This is a genomic window from Dictyoglomus sp. NZ13-RE01, assembly GCA_002878375.1.
Lineage (GTDB): Bacteria > Dictyoglomota > Dictyoglomia > Dictyoglomales > Dictyoglomaceae > NZ13-RE01.
In genome coordinates this window covers 460,345-478,055 of sequence record NIRF01000001.1, presented here as the reverse complement: position 1 = coordinate 478,055, position 17,711 = coordinate 460,345, and the positions used below count along the sequence as shown (strand labels likewise).

General features: G+C 33.7%; 24 protein-coding genes and 1 tRNA gene. 18 read left to right on the top strand and 7 right to left on the bottom strand.

From position 1 onward, the window contains the following. From tuf to CBR30_02500, 9 genes are all read left to right on the top strand, one after another. A partial coding sequence (tuf, locus tag CBR30_02540) for an elongation factor Tu (protein ID PMQ02556.1) occupies positions 1 to 220 on the top strand: 220 nt, incomplete at its 5' end. Between the two features lie 13 nt (positions 221 to 233). After that, a complete protein-coding gene (rpmG, locus tag CBR30_02535) occupies positions 234 to 383 on the top strand; it encodes a 50S ribosomal protein L33 (protein ID PMQ02532.1) in 150 nt (49 codons plus the stop codon). After that, positions 382 to 458 (top strand) — tRNA-Trp (locus CBR30_02530). The genes rpmG and CBR30_02530 overlap by 2 nt, the downstream gene beginning before the upstream one ends. A gap of 24 nt (positions 459 to 482) precedes the next feature. After that, positions 483 to 704 (top strand): preprotein translocase subunit SecE, encoded by a 222-nt coding sequence (gene secE / locus CBR30_02525; GenBank protein PMQ02531.1) that lies wholly within the window; start codon positions 483 to 485, stop codon positions 702 to 704. A 17-nt stretch (positions 705 to 721) separates the two neighbouring features. Then, a complete protein-coding gene (gene nusG / locus CBR30_02520) occupies positions 722 to 1,252 on the top strand; it encodes a transcription termination/antitermination factor NusG (GenBank protein ID PMQ02530.1) in 531 nt (176 codons plus the stop codon). A 14-nt stretch (positions 1,253 to 1,266) separates the two neighbouring features. After that, positions 1,267 to 1,692: a 50S ribosomal protein L11 gene (gene rplK / locus CBR30_02515; protein PMQ02529.1), complete on the top strand. Its 426-nt coding sequence runs from the start codon at positions 1,267 to 1,269 to the stop codon at positions 1,690 to 1,692. A 19-nt stretch (positions 1,693 to 1,711) separates the two neighbouring features. Continuing rightward, complete coding sequence (locus CBR30_02510; GenBank protein PMQ02528.1) at positions 1,712 to 2,440, top strand: 50S ribosomal protein L1; 729 nt, start codon at positions 1,712 to 1,714, stop codon at positions 2,438 to 2,440. A gap of 155 nt (positions 2,441 to 2,595) precedes the next feature. Beyond that, the gene (locus CBR30_02505) at positions 2,596 to 3,126 is read left to right on the top strand and encodes a 50S ribosomal protein L10 (protein PMQ02527.1); all 531 of its coding nucleotides are present in this window, start codon (positions 2,596 to 2,598) and stop codon (positions 3,124 to 3,126) included. A gap of 18 nt (positions 3,127 to 3,144) precedes the next feature. Then, positions 3,145 to 3,519, top strand: coding sequence for a 50S ribosomal protein L7/L12 (locus tag CBR30_02500; protein ID PMQ02526.1), 375 nt, complete (start codon positions 3,145 to 3,147; stop codon positions 3,517 to 3,519). A gap of 20 nt (positions 3,520 to 3,539) precedes the next feature. On the opposite strand, the gene CBR30_02495 is transcribed toward CBR30_02500, so the two are convergent. From CBR30_02495 to ilvE, 7 genes are read right to left on the bottom strand one after another with little or no spacing between them, the layout of a single operon-like run. Further along, positions 3,540 to 4,763 carry an aspartate kinase gene (locus tag CBR30_02495; protein PMQ02525.1) on the bottom strand — a complete coding sequence of 408 codons (1,224 nt, stop codon included), beginning with the start codon at positions 4,761 to 4,763 and terminating at the stop codon, positions 3,540 to 3,542. 12 nt (positions 4,764 to 4,775) lie between these two features. Continuing rightward, complete coding sequence (locus CBR30_02490; GenBank protein PMQ02524.1) at positions 4,776 to 5,774, bottom strand: aspartate-semialdehyde dehydrogenase; 999 nt, start codon at positions 5,772 to 5,774, stop codon at positions 4,776 to 4,778. A 13-nt stretch (positions 5,775 to 5,787) separates the two neighbouring features. After that, positions 5,788 to 6,681 carry a homoserine kinase gene (thrB, locus tag CBR30_02485; protein ID PMQ02523.1) on the bottom strand — a complete coding sequence of 298 codons (894 nt, stop codon included), beginning with the start codon at positions 6,679 to 6,681 and terminating at the stop codon, positions 5,788 to 5,790. Beyond that, complete coding sequence (locus CBR30_02480) at positions 6,678 to 7,721, bottom strand: threonine synthase (GenBank protein PMQ02555.1); 1,044 nt, start codon at positions 7,719 to 7,721, stop codon at positions 6,678 to 6,680. The genes thrB and CBR30_02480 overlap by 4 nt, the downstream gene beginning before the upstream one ends. A gap of 5 nt (positions 7,722 to 7,726) precedes the next feature. Further along, positions 7,727 to 9,001, bottom strand: coding sequence for a homoserine dehydrogenase (locus CBR30_02475; protein ID PMQ02522.1), 1,275 nt, complete (start codon positions 8,999 to 9,001; stop codon positions 7,727 to 7,729). Next, positions 8,998 to 10,266: a diaminopimelate decarboxylase gene (gene lysA, locus CBR30_02470; protein ID PMQ02521.1), complete on the bottom strand. Its 1,269-nt coding sequence runs from the start codon at positions 10,264 to 10,266 to the stop codon at positions 8,998 to 9,000. Before lysA ends, CBR30_02475 begins: the two co-directional genes overlap by 4 nt. After that, complete coding sequence (ilvE, locus tag CBR30_02465; protein ID PMQ02520.1) at positions 10,259 to 11,143, bottom strand: branched-chain-amino-acid transaminase; 885 nt, start codon at positions 11,141 to 11,143, stop codon at positions 10,259 to 10,261. The genes lysA and ilvE overlap by 8 nt, the downstream gene beginning before the upstream one ends. A 161-nt stretch (positions 11,144 to 11,304) precedes the next feature. On the opposite strand from ilvE, the gene CBR30_02460 reads away from it, so the two are divergent. The 9 genes from CBR30_02460 to CBR30_02420 all read left to right on the top strand — a co-directional run bounded on the left by CBR30_02460 (position 11,305) and on the right by CBR30_02420 (position 17,710). Further along, positions 11,305 to 11,601 (top strand): 30S ribosomal protein S6, encoded by a 297-nt coding sequence (locus CBR30_02460; GenBank protein PMQ02519.1) that lies wholly within the window; start codon positions 11,305 to 11,307, stop codon positions 11,599 to 11,601. Then, positions 11,601 to 12,038 (top strand): single-stranded DNA-binding protein, encoded by a 438-nt coding sequence (locus CBR30_02455; GenBank protein PMQ02518.1) that lies wholly within the window; start codon positions 11,601 to 11,603, stop codon positions 12,036 to 12,038. The genes CBR30_02460 and CBR30_02455 overlap by 1 nt, the downstream gene beginning before the upstream one ends. After that, the gene (gene rpsR / locus CBR30_02450) at positions 12,031 to 12,282 is read left to right on the top strand and encodes a 30S ribosomal protein S18 (GenBank protein ID PMQ02517.1); all 252 of its coding nucleotides are present in this window, start codon (positions 12,031 to 12,033) and stop codon (positions 12,280 to 12,282) included. The genes CBR30_02455 and rpsR overlap by 8 nt, the downstream gene beginning before the upstream one ends. A gap of 43 nt (positions 12,283 to 12,325) precedes the next feature. Next, positions 12,326 to 13,270 carry a hypothetical protein gene (locus CBR30_02445; protein PMQ02516.1) on the top strand — a complete coding sequence of 315 codons (945 nt, stop codon included), beginning with the start codon at positions 12,326 to 12,328 and terminating at the stop codon, positions 13,268 to 13,270. 11 nt (positions 13,271 to 13,281) lie between these two features. After that, positions 13,282 to 13,737: a 50S ribosomal protein L9 gene (locus CBR30_02440; protein PMQ02515.1), complete on the top strand. Its 456-nt coding sequence runs from the start codon at positions 13,282 to 13,284 to the stop codon at positions 13,735 to 13,737. After that, positions 13,737 to 15,098 carry a replicative DNA helicase gene (locus CBR30_02435; protein ID PMQ02514.1) on the top strand — a complete coding sequence of 454 codons (1,362 nt, stop codon included), beginning with the start codon at positions 13,737 to 13,739 and terminating at the stop codon, positions 15,096 to 15,098. The genes CBR30_02440 and CBR30_02435 overlap by 1 nt, the downstream gene beginning before the upstream one ends. A gap of 65 nt (positions 15,099 to 15,163) precedes the next feature. Next, positions 15,164 to 15,646 carry an MglB protein gene (locus tag CBR30_02430; protein ID PMQ02513.1) on the top strand — a complete coding sequence of 161 codons (483 nt, stop codon included), beginning with the start codon at positions 15,164 to 15,166 and terminating at the stop codon, positions 15,644 to 15,646. A 23-nt stretch (positions 15,647 to 15,669) separates the two neighbouring features. After that, positions 15,670 to 16,257 carry a gliding-motility protein MglA gene (locus tag CBR30_02425; protein ID PMQ02512.1) on the top strand — a complete coding sequence of 196 codons (588 nt, stop codon included), beginning with the start codon at positions 15,670 to 15,672 and terminating at the stop codon, positions 16,255 to 16,257. A gap of 37 nt (positions 16,258 to 16,294) precedes the next feature. Beyond that, positions 16,295 to 17,710 (top strand): polysaccharide biosynthesis protein, encoded by a 1,416-nt coding sequence (locus CBR30_02420; protein PMQ02511.1) that lies wholly within the window; start codon positions 16,295 to 16,297, stop codon positions 17,708 to 17,710. Position 17,711 lies beyond the last annotated feature (1 nt).

Sequence of the window (17,711 nt, the reverse complement as noted above, 5' to 3'; positions counted from 1 at the left end):
ATTTTTCAGTGGGTACAAGCCACAATTTTACTTCAGGACTACAGATGTAACAGGTGAGATAAAGTTACCCGAGGGAGTACAGATGGTGATGCCAGGGGACAATATAGAGATGGAAGTAAAGTTGATAAAGCCAGTTGCATTAGAGGAAGGATTAAGGTTTGCTATAAGAGAGGGAGGAAAAACTGTAGGAGCTGGCGTGGTAACTAAAATTATAGAGTAAGAAGGGATGAGCTATGAGAGTACAAGTAACTTTAGCATGCTCTGAATGTAAAAATAGGAATTATATAACTGAAAAGAATAAGAAGAATGATCCCGATAGATTAGAACTACGAAAATATTGCCCAAAATGTAGAAAACATACTATTCATCGTGAGGTGAGGTAGGCCCGTAGCTCTAATAGGGAGAGCACCGGACTCCAAATCCGGGGGTTGCAGGTTCGAGCCCTGCCGGGCCTGCCAAAATTTATATGAGAGAGGTTTAATATGGCAGTAAAAAGTAAATTGACTTTAAAAGACAGAATAAGAAACTTCTGGATAAATGAAAAGGCGGAGTTAAAAAAGGTTTTATGGCCCGATAGAGACAAGGTATTAAAACTTTCTCTTGCCTTAGGGGTAATGCTTATATTTTTAATTGCTCTTATTGCTTTTTATGATTTTATTTTTAGCGCATTAACATCATTAATATTAGGAAGATTTGCAGGTTAGAAAGGAATATGATATCTATGTCTGAGGCTAAATGGTATGTGATACATACGTTAGCAGGGCATGAACATAAGGTAAAAGCAATTATAGAGAGACAGATAAAATTATTACATTTGGATGATAAAATTTTTGAGATAATTGTTCCTGAAGAGAAGGTAATGGTTGTTAGAGGTGGAAGAAAGATAATTCAGTCAAAGAAGGTTTTCCCAGGCTATTTGTTCATTAAAATGGTTGACGACGAAGAAGCTCAAAGATTGATTAGAAATACAGCGGGTGTTACTGGCTTTGTAGGAGCACAAGGAAAGCCCAGTCCTCTAAATCCGGAGGAGGAACATTGGATTAGAAAGTTTATAGAGCAAAAGGAAATAAAGCCAGAGCTTAAAGTTAAAAAAGGCGATAAAGTATATATAAAAAGTGGTCCCTTTATGGGATATGAGGGAAGAGTTGAGGAAGTGTATCCAGAAAAAGGAACTGTGGTTGTTTTACTCTCTATATTTGGGAGAGAAACTCCTACAGAGATCGATCATTCTCAAGTAGAAAAAACTGATTAAGGAGGGAATTAAAATTGCCAAAAAAAGTAGTTGGTAAAGTTAAATTAAATTTGACTGCAGGGAAGGCAACACCAGCTCCACCTGTTGGACCTGCTTTAGGTCAATATGGAGTAAATATTATGGAATTTTGTAAGGCATATAATGCTGCTACTGCAGGACAAGAAGGAATCATTCCTGTAGAAATAACTATTTACGAAGATAGGAGTTTTACTTTTGTAACAAAAACACCCCCTGCTTCAGAACTTCTTAAGAAGGCTGTGGGAGCTGAAAAAGGCTCGGGAGAGCCAAATAAAAATAAGATTGGTAAAATAACAAAGAGCAAATTAAGAGAAATTGCAGAAATTAAAATGAAAGATTTGAATGCTAATGATATAGAAGCTGCTATGAGAATAATAGCAGGTACTGCAAGAAGTATGGGGATTGAGATTGTTGAAGGATAAAAATAAGGAGGAGTCTTAAATGGCAAAACATGGAAAAAGATATTTACAGCTTTTAACATTGATTGAGCCCAATAAGCAATATTCCTTGGAAGAAGCAGTTAGTCTGGTAAAGAAGTTGGCTAATGCTAAATTTGATGAAACTATTAATCTTTCTGTAAGATTAGGGGTTGATCCAAGACATGCGGATCAACAGGTAAGAGGTACAGTAGTCTTACCTTATGGGACTGGTAAGGAGAAGAAGGTTTTGGTTTTTGCTGAAGGAGAGAAGGCTCAGGAGGCAAGAGAAGCAGGAGCAGATTATGTAGGAGGAGAGGATTTAGTAAAACAGATTGAGGGAGGATGGTTAGATTTTGATGTAGCAATAGCAACACCAGATATTATGGGTACCTTAAAGATCCCTTCAAGGTTAGGAAAAATTTTAGGACCAAGAGGACTAATGCCCAATCCTAAGAGTGGTACTGTTACTCAAGATATATACAAAACGGTAAAAGAGTATAAGTCGGGGAAAGTTGAATTTAGAACAGATAGATACGGTATAATTCATATGCCCATTGGTAAGGCATCTTTTAGCGAGGAGGCATTATTGAAAAACTTAGTTACTGCTCTATATACAATTTTAAAGCTTAAGCCTGCTACTGCAAAGGGACAATACTTTAAGAGTGTTTATATATCCCCATCAATGGGACCTAGTATACCAATAGATACTAAGAATTTAACAGAAGTATTACGTAGGGAGGAAGTTGCCTAAAATAGAATAAAAAATTAAATATTGGGGCCCAAGACCGTAGGTTTTTAAATCCTACGTAGGCCTTACTGGTTACCTTAAGATATAAAAATAGTAATTTCCATAAGGAAAGCCAGAAGGCTTTCCTTATGTTTTTAAAATGAGAAGGAGGTGAGAGATTGCCGAAGCCAGAGAAAGAACTAAAAGTAGAGGAGATCTACGAAAAGCTTTCAAAAGCAAATAGTGTAATATTTACTGAGTTTAGTGGTCTAACGGTTGCAGATCTTACTCAGTTAAGGGCAAAGTTAAGAGGAGTTGGAGCAGAATACAGAGTTGTCAAAAATACGTTAGCATTAAGGGCTTTTAAGAAATTTATGCCCAGTAAGAACGTGGAGGACTATTTAGTTGGTCCCACAGCATTTACCTATTGTTATAATGATCCTTTTACTACATTAAAAATTTTGTTGGACTTTTCTAAAGAGCATGAGAAGTTAAAGCTCAAAGGTGGTATTGTTGAAGGAGAGTTATATAATGCTGAAGAGATAAAAGCTCTTGCAAACTTACCACCAAAAGAAGTTTTATTGTCACAATTAATAGGCAGTATAAGCGCTCCTTTAACAAGACTTGTTATGAGCTTAAACTGGCCTGTTAATAAATTAGTGTGGACTTTAAATGCTATTAAGAATGAAAAAGAAAAAATTTCAGAATAATAAGGAGGAGTTGAAGAGATGAACAAAGAGGAAATTATTCAGGCAATCAAAGAGATGAAAGTATTAGAGCTTGTAGAGTTAGTAAAAGCTTTAGAGGAAGAGTTTGGAGTAAGTGCAGCAATGCCTGTTGCAGCTGTTGCAACTGCTGCTCCTGGGGCAGCTGCAGCACCAGTTGAGGAAAAAACTACTTTTGATGTTATTCTAAAAGATGCAGGACCCAATAAGATAAAGGTACTAAAAGTTGTACGTGAGGTTACAGGACTTGGTTTAAAAGAAGCAAAGGACTTAGTAGATTCTACACCAAAGCCAGTTAAGGAAGGAGTAAGTAAAGAAGAAGCAGAAGATATTAAGAAGAAATTAGAAGCAGAGGGTGCAGTAGTAGAGATTAAGTAGGTTGATAAAAGGGGAAGAGTTTAACTCTCTTCCCCTAAATTAAATCCTTCATGAAGTGCTCTTACCGCTTTTTCAACAAGTTCTCTCCTTATAATGCATGTAATTTTAATCTCAGATGTTGTTATCATTTCAATATTTATATTGTTTTCAGCTAAAATACCAAACATTTTTGCTGCTATTCCAGGGGTTCCTTGCATCCCCCAACCAACAATAGATACCTTTCCTACATTGCTATCATAAATTACTCCATTAGCATTTATTTCTTTTGCAACATTGTTAACTACTTCTAAAGCTTTTTCAAGCTCTTTTTCTGGTACAGTAAAAGAAATATCAGTAATTCCTTCTTTACTAACATTTTGAACAATATCATCCACATTTATAGCCATATTTCCAAGAGGAGCAAAGATTTTATAAGCTATTCCAGGTTTATCAGGAACACCGAATATTGTTATCTTAGCAATATTCTTATTATGGGCAATTCCTGTAACCTTTTTTGTTTTTTCCACTTTTTCTACCTCCCCAATAAAAGTTCCTGAGTTCTCGTTGAAGCTTGATCTAACAATTATAGGTACTTTGTAGGTAGCTGCAAGATCCATTGCTCTAAGTTGCATAACTTGTGCTCCTTGGCTTGCCATTTCTATCATTTCTTCATAAGATATGTAATCTAATTTTTTAGCATTAGGTACAATCCTTGGATCTGCAGTATAGATTCCATCTACATCTGTGTAGATTTCACATAAATCCGCTTTAATTGCATAAGCTAAAGCAACCGCTGTTGCATCGGACCCTCCTCTTCCCAGAGTAGTTACATTATTATTTTCTAAATCGTAACCTTGAAATCCTGCTACAACAACTATTTTCCCTTCAGAAATCTCTTTTAGTATCCTTTCAGGATTTATATTTATAATTTGTGCCTTTGTGTGTGTTGAGTCAGTGAATATTCCAGCTTGTCTTCCTGAAAGGGATATTGCAGGAAGACCTAAGTTTTGTAAGGCCATAGCGAGCAGTGCGGATGATATTCTTTCCCCAGAGGAGAGTAAAACGTCCATTTCTCTTGGACTTGGATTTTTGTTTATTTTTTCTGCCATTTCTATTAATTCATCGGTTGTATCTCCCATAGCGGAAACTACTACAACCAATTTATGTCCTTGATCATGATATTTTTTTATCCTTTCTGCAACTTTTTTAATTCTTTCAATATTTCCAACTGAAGTACCACCATACTTTTGAACTATTAGACTCACTTTTATGCCTCCTTACTTTATTAATTCTTCTAATATTTGAACAGCATTTAAAGCAGCTCCCTTTCTAATATTATCCGATACAACCCAAAGATTTAAAGTTCTCTCCTCGAATAAATCTCTTCTAATTCTACCTATAAAAACCTCATCTTTTCCATCGCATAATAAAGGATAGGGATATAGATTTTCTTCAGGAGAATCTATGACTTTTACGCCTTTTGCTGTTGATAAAATTTTATATACATCCTCTAAGCTAAAGTCTTTAGAAAAGGTGGCTGTTATAGATTCTGAATGTCCTCTTACTACTGGCACTCTAACGCATGTCGCAGTAACCTTTAGGTTAGGTATATGCATAATTTTTTGGCTTTCTCTTACCATCTTCATTTCTTCTTTTGTATATCCATTCTCTTCAAATCTATCAATATGAGGTAGGAGGTTAAATGCTATGGGATAAGGGAAAACTTTTGGCTCTATATTTTCATTATTTAAGAAAGCCCTTGTTTGTTCAAAAAGTTCTGTAACTGCGTCTTTACCTTTTCCTGATACTGATTGATAAGTAGAAACCACAATCCTTTCTAAATTATATTTTTTATGCAAAGGATAAAGGGCTACGACCATTTGGATAGTGGAGCAATTAGGATTTGCTATGATATTCTTGTGGTATTTTAAATCTTCAGGATTAACCTCAGGAACCACTAATGGTACATCAGGGTCCATTCTAAAAGCATTGCTATTATCGATAACTATTGTGCCTCTTTTTGCTACTTCCGGAGAAAGCTCTTTACTTATTTCTTCACCTATAGAAAATAACGCAAAATCCGCTCTTGCTATCTTTTCTGCCTTTGCTTCTTCAATTATTATTTTCTCATCACCGAAATTAACATAAGTTCCTTCAGATCTGGATGATGCAAAGGCATAAATTTCTTTTACTGGAACTTTTCTTTCCCATAATATCTTTAGCATTTCTTGACCAACAAGACCAGTTGCCCCAACTACTGCAATTTTATAAGACATTTTTTCCCTCCTTTTATTTTTCAATTATAATTCCTTCTTTACATATCTCAAGTAATAAAACTTCTCCTTTTAGACCTTCCTTTTTGATAAATTCTTCTAATCCACTCTTTATTTTTATTGCTTTTTCTTTCAAAGCAAAAGTAAGTAGAGAAGGTCCTGCTCCACTAAGAACAATACCAATTCCTCCAAGATCATTAATTTTCTTTTTTATTATATTTACCTCTGAAATTAATGGAAACCTATAGGGTTGATGAATTGAATCTCTAATTCCTAAGGTTAATAAATTCTCATCCTTATATAGAAAACCTGAGAGTAGAAAGGCTAAACTTTGTAGGTTATATACTACTTTGTCTCTCTCATAGAGTTTTGGAAGCAATTTTCTTGCCTTTTCAGTAGGAAGAGAGTAGGGTGGAATGTAAATAACTCCACATAGTTCATCTGGATATGGAAATTTTACTATTTTAGGATTATTATTTTCCATTGTACATATAGTTAATCCTCCAAAATAGGAGGCGGATAGATTATCTAAGTGATTTTCTAAGGAGTAAGCAATCTTAAATCTATCATGCATTGACAATTCTTTTTTTGCTAATATCTCAGCAGAAAAAATTCCTCCCCATATTACAGTAGCACTACTTCCTAATCCTTTTCCAATTGGTATTTCAGAGTCTAATTCAATGAGATAATTTTTTGGTGAATAACCTATTAATTCCAAGGTTCTATTAAGAGCTTTTAGGAATAAATTGTCCTCTTCTTTGATCTGCTGAGATTTTGTGTTATAAATTATTTCTTTACCATAATAGCTTGGATCAATTTTAATATGGAGGAATAATTTCCATGCAATTGCTAATGTATCAAATCCAGGTCCTAAATTTGCGGAGGTAGCTGGTATTTTAATCTTAATCATTGTTCTAAAATCTTCATTAATTCGTTTAGGCTTGGTTTTATTTCCTTAGAGATCTTTGCAAATTTTAATGCTATATCTGGATCTTTGAGTCCATGTCCTGTCAAAACGCAAACAACGTCTCCTTCAAGTTTTATTTTCTTTTCTCTTAAAATCTTTTTAACCCCTGCCCAAGAAGCAGCAGAGGCTGGTTCTACAAATATACCCTCTTTAGAGGCTAACTCTCTTTGAGCAGATAATATCTCATCATCAGATACAGTATCAATAATTCCGTTTGACTCTCTTATTGCTTGTAATGCCTTTTCTCCACTTGCTGGATTTCCAATTCTTATTGCTGTGGCAATTGTTTCAGGATTTTCAATGGGATGTCCTACTACAAGTGGAGCTGATCCCTCTGCTTGAAAGCCTAATAATTTGGGAAGAGCTTTTATTTTCCCAAGATTGTAATATTCTTTAAAGCCTTTCCAATATGCTGTAATATTCCCAGCGTTTCCTACAGGTATAGCTAAAAATTCAGGATTTTTATTAAGCACATCACAAATTTCAAAAGCTGCAGTTTTTTGTCCCTCTATTCTATAGGGATTTATTGAGTTAACTATTGTAACAGGATAAATATTGGATATTTCTCTTACAAGTTTTAAGGCAGAGTCAAAATTGCCATCTATACTAATTACCTCCGCACCATACATAATCGCCTGTGCCAATTTACCTAAGGCAATAGCATTTTTGGGCAAAAGTACATAGGATTTAATATTCGATAATGCAGCGTAGGCTGCTGCTGAGGCTGCAGTATTCCCAGTTGATGCACATATTATAGCTTTAGTACCCTCTTCTAATGCTTTTGCTACTGCAACAACCATTCCTCTATCCTTAAAGGAACATGTGGGATTCAGACCTTCGTACTTTAGGTAAACATTGATTTTATATTCTTTGCTTAGGTTTTTAGCAAAGATAAGTGGAGTGTCTCCTTCATGTAAGGTTATCATAGGAGTTTTATCGGTAACTGGAAGATAATCTTTATATTTGAACAATACTCCTTTAATCATTTTTACACCTCAATTCTTATTAAAGAACTCCATTCTTCAATAATTGGCAAGGTTTTTATTTCTTCTATGGCTTTTTGCATGTTTCTTTCACAAGTTATATGGGTGAGAATTACAATTTCTGCCTTTTCAAACTCAAGATTTGTTTCTTTTTGGATAACTGAAGCAATACTAATATGATTATCGCCCAATATTTTCGCAATTTGTGCGAGAACACCTGGTTTATCCTTAGCCCAGAATCTCATATAATATCGGGTTTTTATCTCTTCCCATGGTTTAATTTTAGGTGGATATAAATAAGCAAAATTGTAGTATCTTGGGGAAGAATGAATTATACTGTAGCTTAACTCAATAATATCAGACAAAAGAGCCATGGCAGTTGGTTTTGGACCTGCACCAGGTCCATATAAAATTATGTCTCCTCGTCTTTCTTCTTTAAATAAAACTGCATTATTAACCCCTCTCACAGAAGAAAGAAGGTTATTTTGGGATATCATTGTAGGATGAACCCTTACTTCTAATGAACCGTTATCCTCCTTTGCAATTGCGAGTAATTTTATTGTATATCCTAAAGATTTCGCATATTCTATATCTCTTATAGAGATATTTTCGATTCCTTCTCTAAAGATATTTTCAGGTTTCACATTAGTATGAAAAGCTAAGGAGCTTAATATGGCAAGTTTATAGGTAGAATCTAATCCAGAAATGTCTTTATAAGGATCTGGCTCCGCATACCCTTTTTCTTGTGCTTCTTTAAGAATAGAAGAAAAATCTTTATGGGATTCTTCCATTTGGGTTAATATATAATTAGTTGTTCCATTTAGTATGGACCATATTTCTTTGATTTTATCTACAACTAACCCTTCTTTTATTGCCTTAATTAGTGGAATACCTCCACCTACACTTGCCTCAAATCCGAGATCTACTCCCATTTTCCTGGCCAAGTTGAATAATTTATCTCCATTTGTTGCTATAACCTCTTTATTTGCAGTTACAACAAATTTCTTGTTTTCTAAAGCCTTTTGTATATATAGGCTTGCTGGTTCAACTCCACCCATTACTTCAACGACTAATTTTATTTCTGGGTCGTATAATATTTCGTCTGGATTATCTGTTAGATAATATTTAGGGATTAATCTATTCTTGTTTAAATCCCTCACTAAAATTTTTTTAACCTCTAAAGGTTCCCCTATTAGATTCAAAATATTCTCATTCTCTTTTTGAATAACTTCCCAGAGAGCTTGCCCCACTTGTCCTCCGCCTAAAAACCCTATTTTCATAATTGCCCTCTTAATAGGTCCTCAAAAGTATCTCTTTTCACAACCAAATAGTCCTTTCCCTCGTCTACCATTACTACTGCTGGTCTTAGAACTGCATTGTACCAGTTAAACATGGAAAAATTATAAGCTCCAGTAGCAAGTGTGAAGACTAAATCACCAACGTTTGGCCAAGGTCCCTCTAAGTTTCTAATTAAAATATCACCTGACTCACAATGTTTTCCAGCAAGATTATATACCTGAGAATTTCCATTGTTTAAAAAGATTGCTGTATACTTTGCTCCATATAATACTGGTCGTGGGTTATCAGACATTCCTCCATTTACAGATACATATTTATTAATAGGTAAAACCTTTCTACTTTCAACCTCGTATATAGTTATTCCTGCTCTACCTACTAAGGACCTTCCCGGTTCACATATTAAAGTAAATTTAATAGGCATTTCATTTTTAAATACTTCCGAAACTTCTTTTGCTAAGTCTTCAATCTTTGGGGGTATATCATCGTAAGTATAAGCTATGCCTAAACCTCCACCAATACTAATTTCTTCAATATTTACTCCAGTTTTAAGGACTTCTTTTGATACATCTGATAAAGTTTTAGCTAATCTCGTATAAGCACTAAGATCAAAAATTTGGGACCCTATATGGGAATGGATTCCTTTAAAAACAATATGTTTTTCCTCTTTTAATGATTCTATTAAATTTAGGGCTGTAGGAATTGGTAAACCAAATTTAGTATCCATTTGCCCTGTTCTAATAGAGCTATGGGTGTTAGCTTCTATATTAGGAATTATCCTTACCAAAATATTTACTTTTTTATCTTTTTTATATGTGATGTATTTTATTTTTTCTATTTCGTCTAAATTATCGACAATTAAGGCATAAATATTTGCATCAATAGCATACTCTATCTCTTTTAAAGATTTTGCATTACCATGAAAATAGATTCTATTAGGATCTACTCCTGATTTTAATGCAATGAATAACTCTCCACCAGTTGATACAAGGGCTCCTAACCCTTCATTACTAAAAATTCTTATTACTTCCATTACTGGTAAAGCCTTTATAGCATATAATACTTTAAAGTTATCCCAGTAAGTTCTCCAAGAGTTCATATATTTTCGTGCCTGAGTTAGGAGGGTCTTTTTATCTAATACATAGAGAGGTGTCTCGTATTTTTTAGCTAACTCAGAGATGGGAATTCTACCTATTTCCCAGTTATTGCCATTCTTTTTTAAGGTTTCTGGAAATAGATAATTATGCATATACTGGTACCCCTGACTCTTCTTTTCTTGCATACTCAAAGAAAATTTTCCTTAACTCTTTCGTGAGTTTTCCAGGTTTACCATCCCCTATTATTCTCTCATCAATCTTAACAACGGGTACTATTTCTACAGCTGTTCCTGTAAGGAATACTTCATCCGCATTGTATAGATCATATCTTGTTAAAAATCCTTCTTTGACTTGGATATTTAGATATTTTTGGGCAAGCTCCATTACCACAGCCCTTGTTATACCAGGTAATACTCCTAACGTAACAGTGGGTGTTATTATTGATCCTTTATGTACAATGAATACATTATCTACTGTGGCTTCTGTAACATATCCCTGGTGATTTAACATAATTCCTTCCGCAGCTCCAGCAATTCTTGCCTCTATTCTTGCTAAAATATTGTGAAGATAATTTAAAGATTTTACGCGAGGATCTAAAACATCGGTAGGAGATCTTCTTGTTGCAACTGTGACTGCTGTAAGTCCTTTTTCATATAATTCTTCAGGGAATACTCTTATTTTATCTGCGATTATTATAACTGTAGGATTGTTTAAGTCCCATGGATCTATTCCTAATCCGAAGGAACCACGAGTAACTATTAGTCTTATATAACAGTCTTTCAAGTTATTTATTTTTACTGTCTCAACTACAGCCTTTCTCATTTCTTCAAAAGTTAGTGGTATTTTTAGCCATATAGCCTGGGCAGATGCATAAAGCCTTTCAAGATGTTCATTTAGTTTAAAAATATTTCCATTGTATGCTCTTATTCCTTCAAATACTCCATCTCCATAAAGAAGTCCTCGATCAAATACAGAGATTTTGGCTTCTTCAGTAGGAATAAATTCTCCATTAATATAAACTAACCCCATGATATCACTCCCTTTTTTGAAGTTAAATTATATATCCTTGATAATGAATTTTCAATAAAATTTTTTGAAAATTTGTCAGAAAGTGGTATAATGTTAAAATAAAAACAACACCTGCTCCAAGAGCTATCTTGGGGCCAATAAGTCCAGAGGGAGGTAAAAAGATGCGTAGCTATGAGTTAATGTGTTTAATCCGTCCAGAGTTGACGGAACAAGAGTTACAGAATTTATCTCAGGAATTACAAAATGAAATGCAAGGATTAGGAGGTGAAGTAGAAAACGTAGATGTATGGGGTAAAAGAACATTAGCTTACCCCATAAAGAAGAGGAAGGAAGGATACTATATAGTTTATAATTTCAAATTTCCTCAAACTCAGTTGAAAGAATTAGAAAGAAGATTAAAATTAAAGGAGGATGTTCTAAGATACTTATTGATCCTCAGGGATAGAGGGGAAGAATAATGTTAAATAAAGTTTTATTAATAGGACATTTAACAAAAGATCCAGAAATGAGATACACTCCAAGTGGTATCCCTGTAACTACATTTAGAATTGCTGTGAATAGACCTAAAAATAGTAAAGGAGAACAGAGTGCAGACTTTATTGATATAGTAACTTGGAGGAAACTTGCTGAGATTTGCGGGGATTATTTAAAAAAAGGAAGATTGGTTGCTGTTGAGGGTAGCTTAAGAACTCGTTCTTACCAGACAGCAGATGGACAAAGAAGAAGAGTTGTTGAAGTGGTGGCTACTAATGTCCATTTTTTGGGAAAAAAAGAGGAAGCTCCTGATATTGCTCCAGTTTCTGATTTAAGTGAAGATTCTTCTTTGGATACTATCAATGAAGAAGAAATTTTGGCTGAAATCTTAAACGATAGCGAGGAGGAAAAAGATGAGTAATAAGACTGTAAAAACCCAGGAATTTAGAAGACCTAATATTAAGAAAAAATATTGCGTATTTTGTAGTGAAAAAATAGAAGAGATTGATTATAAAAATATTGAAAGACTAAAGAGATTTATGACAGAGAAAGGTAAGATTTATCCAAGAAGGGTAAGTGGAAATTGTGCAAGACATCAAAGACAGTTAAGCAAAGCCATTAAAAGAGCAAGATATATGGGACTTCTTCCTTATGTTGTAAAATAGCTCTTTGGGGAGTATGAAAAATACTCCCCAAAGGAGGGATTGAGTGAAGAATAAGGAAATTCAGGCATTAGTAGAAGGTAGCTTATTTGCAGGGATAACTGTAGTAATAACTTGGCTTTCTTATTATATTTTTCCCCTTGTATTTCTATCTTCTGTTCCTCTTGTATTCCTTAGTTACAGATGGAATTTAAAAATAAGTTTTTTATCTTTTATAGTATCAATCTTAATCCTTAGCTTAATTCTTTCACCTGTTAATTCTTTTCTCTTCTTTGCTCCATCAGGAATATTAGGGATAGTATTAGGCTGGAGTATTAAAAAGAAATATCCTCTTTCAAAAATAATATTTTTGAGCTCATTAATTTGTTTTTTTACAGAATTGTTTAATATTTTCATTTCTATGGTTTTCTTTAAATTGCCCTTTGATAAGGCGTTAGGTTTAGATCTAATGAGAGAGAGTATTGATAATTCTTTTAATTTGTTAAAATCTTTTAATTTAGATCAAAATTATCTAAAATCTTTGGAGGAAATGTACAAGGAATTCTTTAAATCTATAAATATTATAATTCCATCCATATTGTTATTTTCAGCATTCTTTCAAGGAGTTTTTAATTATTGGATTGTCCAAAAGGTTTTCAAAAGGTTTGGTTGGGAAATCCCTACATTACCGTCATTAGATAATTTAAAAATTCCTCAGAAAATATGGAGAATATTGGCAACTATTTTAATAGTCTCCTTCATCTTAGGTATAATTCCTTTATTTTCGAAGGTGGGATTATATTTCTTTAATAATGTTTTATTTGTTTTTCAATTTCTTGTTATCTTGGAAGGAATATTTGTTTCTCTGAGTTTTTTAAAAAGGGTCTTTTATTCTAAAATAATAAGGGCTATAATTTTGTTACTGATTATATTTAACCCATTTTTCAGTTTTATTCTATTTATAATAGGATTTATTGATATTTTTTATCCATTAAGAGAAAAATTTGCATAGAGGGTGAAGATATGAAGAAATATAAAGTTTTATTATTACAAGATATAAGTGGTGTTGGAAAAAAGGGAGAAATTGTGGAGGTTAGTGATGGATACGCAAGAAATTATCTATTTCCAAGAAAACTTGCTCAAGAAGTTACAGAGAAAATGCTAAAAAGTATAGAGGAGCAAAAACTTTCTCAACAATTGAAAGAAGAAAGATTAATAAATAAATATAAGAAGGATAAGGAAATTTTAGAGAAAGAAATATTAGTTATTAGAACAAAGGTTGGAGAGAAAGGGAAACTTTTTGGTGCTATTACTTCTAAGGATATAGCGGAGGAGTTGAAAAAGAAATTTAAAATGGAGATTGATAAGAAACAGGTTTTATTAGAAGATCCAATAAAAAATATTGGCATATATGATGTTGAAGTTAAACTTCATCCCCAAGTTATAGCTAAGGTGAAAGTGGAGGTTATTCCTGAATAATAATGAAAAAGGAAGAGATTTTAGGAAGAGTTCCTCCCCATAATGAAGAGGCAGAACAAGCAGTTTTAGGATCTATGCTCCTTTCAAAGGAGGCTTTAATTAAAGTTGTTGATGTATTGAAACCAGAGAGTTTTTATTATGAGCATCATAGCATTATTTTTAGCGTGATCCAGGATTTACATAATAGAGGATATCCTGTAGATTTAGTCTCTGTAACAGAGGAATTGAGAAGTAGACAATTATTGGATAAAGTTGGAGGAAGTGTTTATTTAGCTTCTTTATTAGAGGTAGTACCTACATCTGCTAATGTTGAATACTATATGCAAATAGTACAAGAAAAAGCTTTGTTAAGAAAGCTTATTAGTGTTGGAACTGAAATTGTTTCATTAGGTTATAACGAGACAGAATCCATAGAATATTTAGTGGATAAAGCAGAACAGTTGGTATTTGAGATAGCAGAAACCCATCAATTGAGAGGACCTATAGCATTGAGGGAGCTTCTTGCAAGAAGCTTCCATCAAATAGAGACCATTCATCAAACAGGTAAGCCTTATACAGGGATTCCAACAGGTTTTTGGGATTTGGATAGAATGACAGGAGGGCTTCAACCTTCAGATTTGATTTTAGTAGCAGCAAGACCAGGAATGGGAAAGACTTCTTTTTGTTTAAATATTGCTTTGAATGTTGCTTTAGAGGAGAAGAGGCCTGTAGTAATATTTAGTTTAGAAATGTCCGGCTTTCAGCTTGCTTTGAGAATGTTGGGATCAGAAGCTGGTATAGATATTTATCGATTAAGGAATGGTCAAGTGAGAGAAAATGAATGGCCAAAATTAGCTAATACTTTTGGTAAATTAGCAAATGCCCCTATCTATATTGACGATACTCCAAACTTGAACATTATTGAGATGAAGGCAAGAGCCAGAAGATTAAAAGCAGAGCGTGGACTTGACTTAATAATAGTTGATTATCTGCAATTGATTAGAATTGGAGAAAAAAACAAGACAGAACAGCAAGAAATATCTGAGATTTCAAGGGGTTTAAAAGCACTGGCTCGAGAATTAGAGGTGCCTGTAATAGCAGTTTCTCAACTTTCAAGAGCAGTTGAGGCACGTGCGGATAGAAGACCTCAACTATCGGATCTTAGAGGTTCTGGGGGATTAGAACAGGATGCAGATGTGGTATTATTTTTATATAGAGAGGGATATTATAAGACCCAAATCCAAGAGGAAGAGATGAATCTTCCTGAGGAAGTAGAGGTGATAATTGCTAAACAGAGAAATGGTCCTACAGGATCTGTGAAGTTATTATTCCTAAAGGGATCAAATGCCTTTCGTTCTATAAGTTTGAGAAGTGAGGATTGATTGACTATTCTATTTTAAAGTTCTATAATTTTACAAAAAGGTATATTTTTTAAGGAGGGCTATAAATGGACGAGAGAGAACAACTTTTATCGTTAATAATATCTCTTGAGGACCAAGAAGAGATAGAGCGGTATTTAGGTCAATTTCTGAATGAATCTAAAGCTAAAGCAGCACTCCTGGTAGATAAAAGCGGTACTGTTATAGGGGGTAAAGGTACAGCCTCTCAATTTGACTTTGTAACTATTTCTGCATTGGCAGCTGGTGCTTTTTCTGCAACTCAGGAATTGGCAAAACTCCTTGGTGAAGAGGAATTTTCTTTGATATTCCATCAAGGTAAAAGAAATCACTTACATATCTCTCATATTGAGAAACAGGTTTTGCTTCTTGTTATTTTTGACGATTCTACAACCTTGGGTATGGTAAGACTTTTTGCTCAAAAAGCATGCCAAAATCTTGCAGAAATTATAAAGAAAATTAGGGAAAAACAAAAAGAGCTTCCTCAAGTGGAAATTCAGTTTGGTGATGTAGAAGACTTCTTTAAAAAATAAAGCTTAGGGGGATATAAAGGTTTATGGCTATAGTAAATTTTGCAGAAAGAGAAATAACATGTAAGGTTGTATATTGTGGTCCAGGTCTTTCAGGTAAAACGGTAAATCTTCAACAAATTTACAAAACTGTATCACCTGATAGAAGAGGAGAATTAGTGTCCTTAGCTACTGAAACAGAAAGAACTTTATTTTTTGACTTTTTACCTTTGGAGGTTGGAACTGTACAAGGTTTTAAATTAAGATTTCAATTATATACAACTCCAGGACAGGCATTATATGAAGCAAGTAGAAAGTTAATTCTAAGAGGAGCGGATGGATTAGTTTTTGTGGTAGATTCTCAAAAGGAGAGGTTAGAAGAAAATATTAAAATATTTGAATCTTTGAAAAAAGAACTTTCTTATGTGGGTTATAAGTTTGAAGATATTCCTTTTGTCTTTCAGTATAATAAGAGAGATTTACCCAACATATCCTCTATCGAAGAGTTAAATAGTGCTTTAAATGTTGATGGAAAATATCCATACTTTGAGGCTATTGCTATAGAGAATGTAGGTGTGATGGAAACATTAAAAGCTATAATGCAACTTGTTCTTGCTAAAATTAGTAAGAGATAAGTAGCTTTGTAAACTATTTTTAAGGGGGAAAACAAGCATGAGAAAGATTTTTTTTATCCTTATATGTATTTTGTTATTTTTTACTCCTGTTTTTTCTCAAGAGAGCAAAACTACATCTATACAACAGACTCCATATTTTGGTCCTCAAGTTGATCCTGAAAAATATATTTTAGGTCCTGGAGATAGTTTAAGACTTTATCTTATTAAAGAGAAAGAACCTCCAGAAATATACGACTTATTAGTATCCCCTACAGGTTCTATTTCTCTACCCATGGTTGGAAATATTAAGGTTGCTGATCTTACCCTAAATAATGCATTAAAGGAGATTACAAGACAATTAATAAAGTTCTATCCAAAAAGTATTATATCTATTGATCTCATTAATCCGAGAAGTTATAAGGTATTTATTTCTGGTGAGGTAGCAAATCCAGGAACCTATATCCTCTCTGCTCTAAGCAGGTTAGATGATTTAATAAAGATGGCAGGAGGTTTAAGGAGTTCTGCATCAGTTAGGGGGATACAGATAAAGAGGGGAAATAAGATAATAGAGATTGATTATTTACAGTTCTTAAAGAATGGAGATTTAACCCAAAACCCATATATTGAAGATGGAGATTTAGTATATGTTCCTTTGATGAAAAAAAGCGTAAAAATTATTGGTCAAGTGAAAAGTCCAGGGATCTATGAGATAAGGGAAGGGGAGAAGCTTTTGGATGTTATAAATATGGCAGGTTCTCTTACTGTTAATGCGGATCTATTTGGAGGAGTGATAGAAAGGCAGAAAGAAAACAAAAGAGAGATTATTGAGATAGATTTATTTAAGTTGCTTTTTGAGAAGGATGAGAAGGTAAATATAGCTTTGCAAGATGGTGATACTATAATTGTTCCTACAAAGGTAAATAGGATATATGTATTGGGTTATGTATCTAAACCACAAGCATTTACTCTTGTAACATCAGAAGGTATGGCTTTAGGAGAAAGTGATATAAGGGAAGGAGCCAAAATCAGTGAGTTTATTAGTAGAGCAGGAGGGATATTACCATTTGGTAGTCAAAGAAAGGTACAGATTATCAGAGAAGGTAAAGTGATAAAAGAAGTAGACTTATTTAAAGTCTTAGTAAAAGGTGATACTAATGAGGAGGCAATAAAATTAATTCCAGGAGATATTATATATGTACCTTTAATGGAAAAAAGTGTAAAAATACTTGGAGAGGTTAAAGCTCCTGGAATTTATGAGATTAAAAAGGGAGAAAAGATAAAAGATTTGATTGAGATGGCTGGAGGTTTTACTGTTAGAGCGGACTTGAAAAATGTTACCCTTGAGAGATACATTACAGAAACAAAGAAGATTATAAATCTTGATTTGACAACATTATTTACTAAGGGTGATGAAACTTATAATATTGAGTTAGAGGATGGAGATATAGTAAACATACCTGTAAGGATGGAGTAAA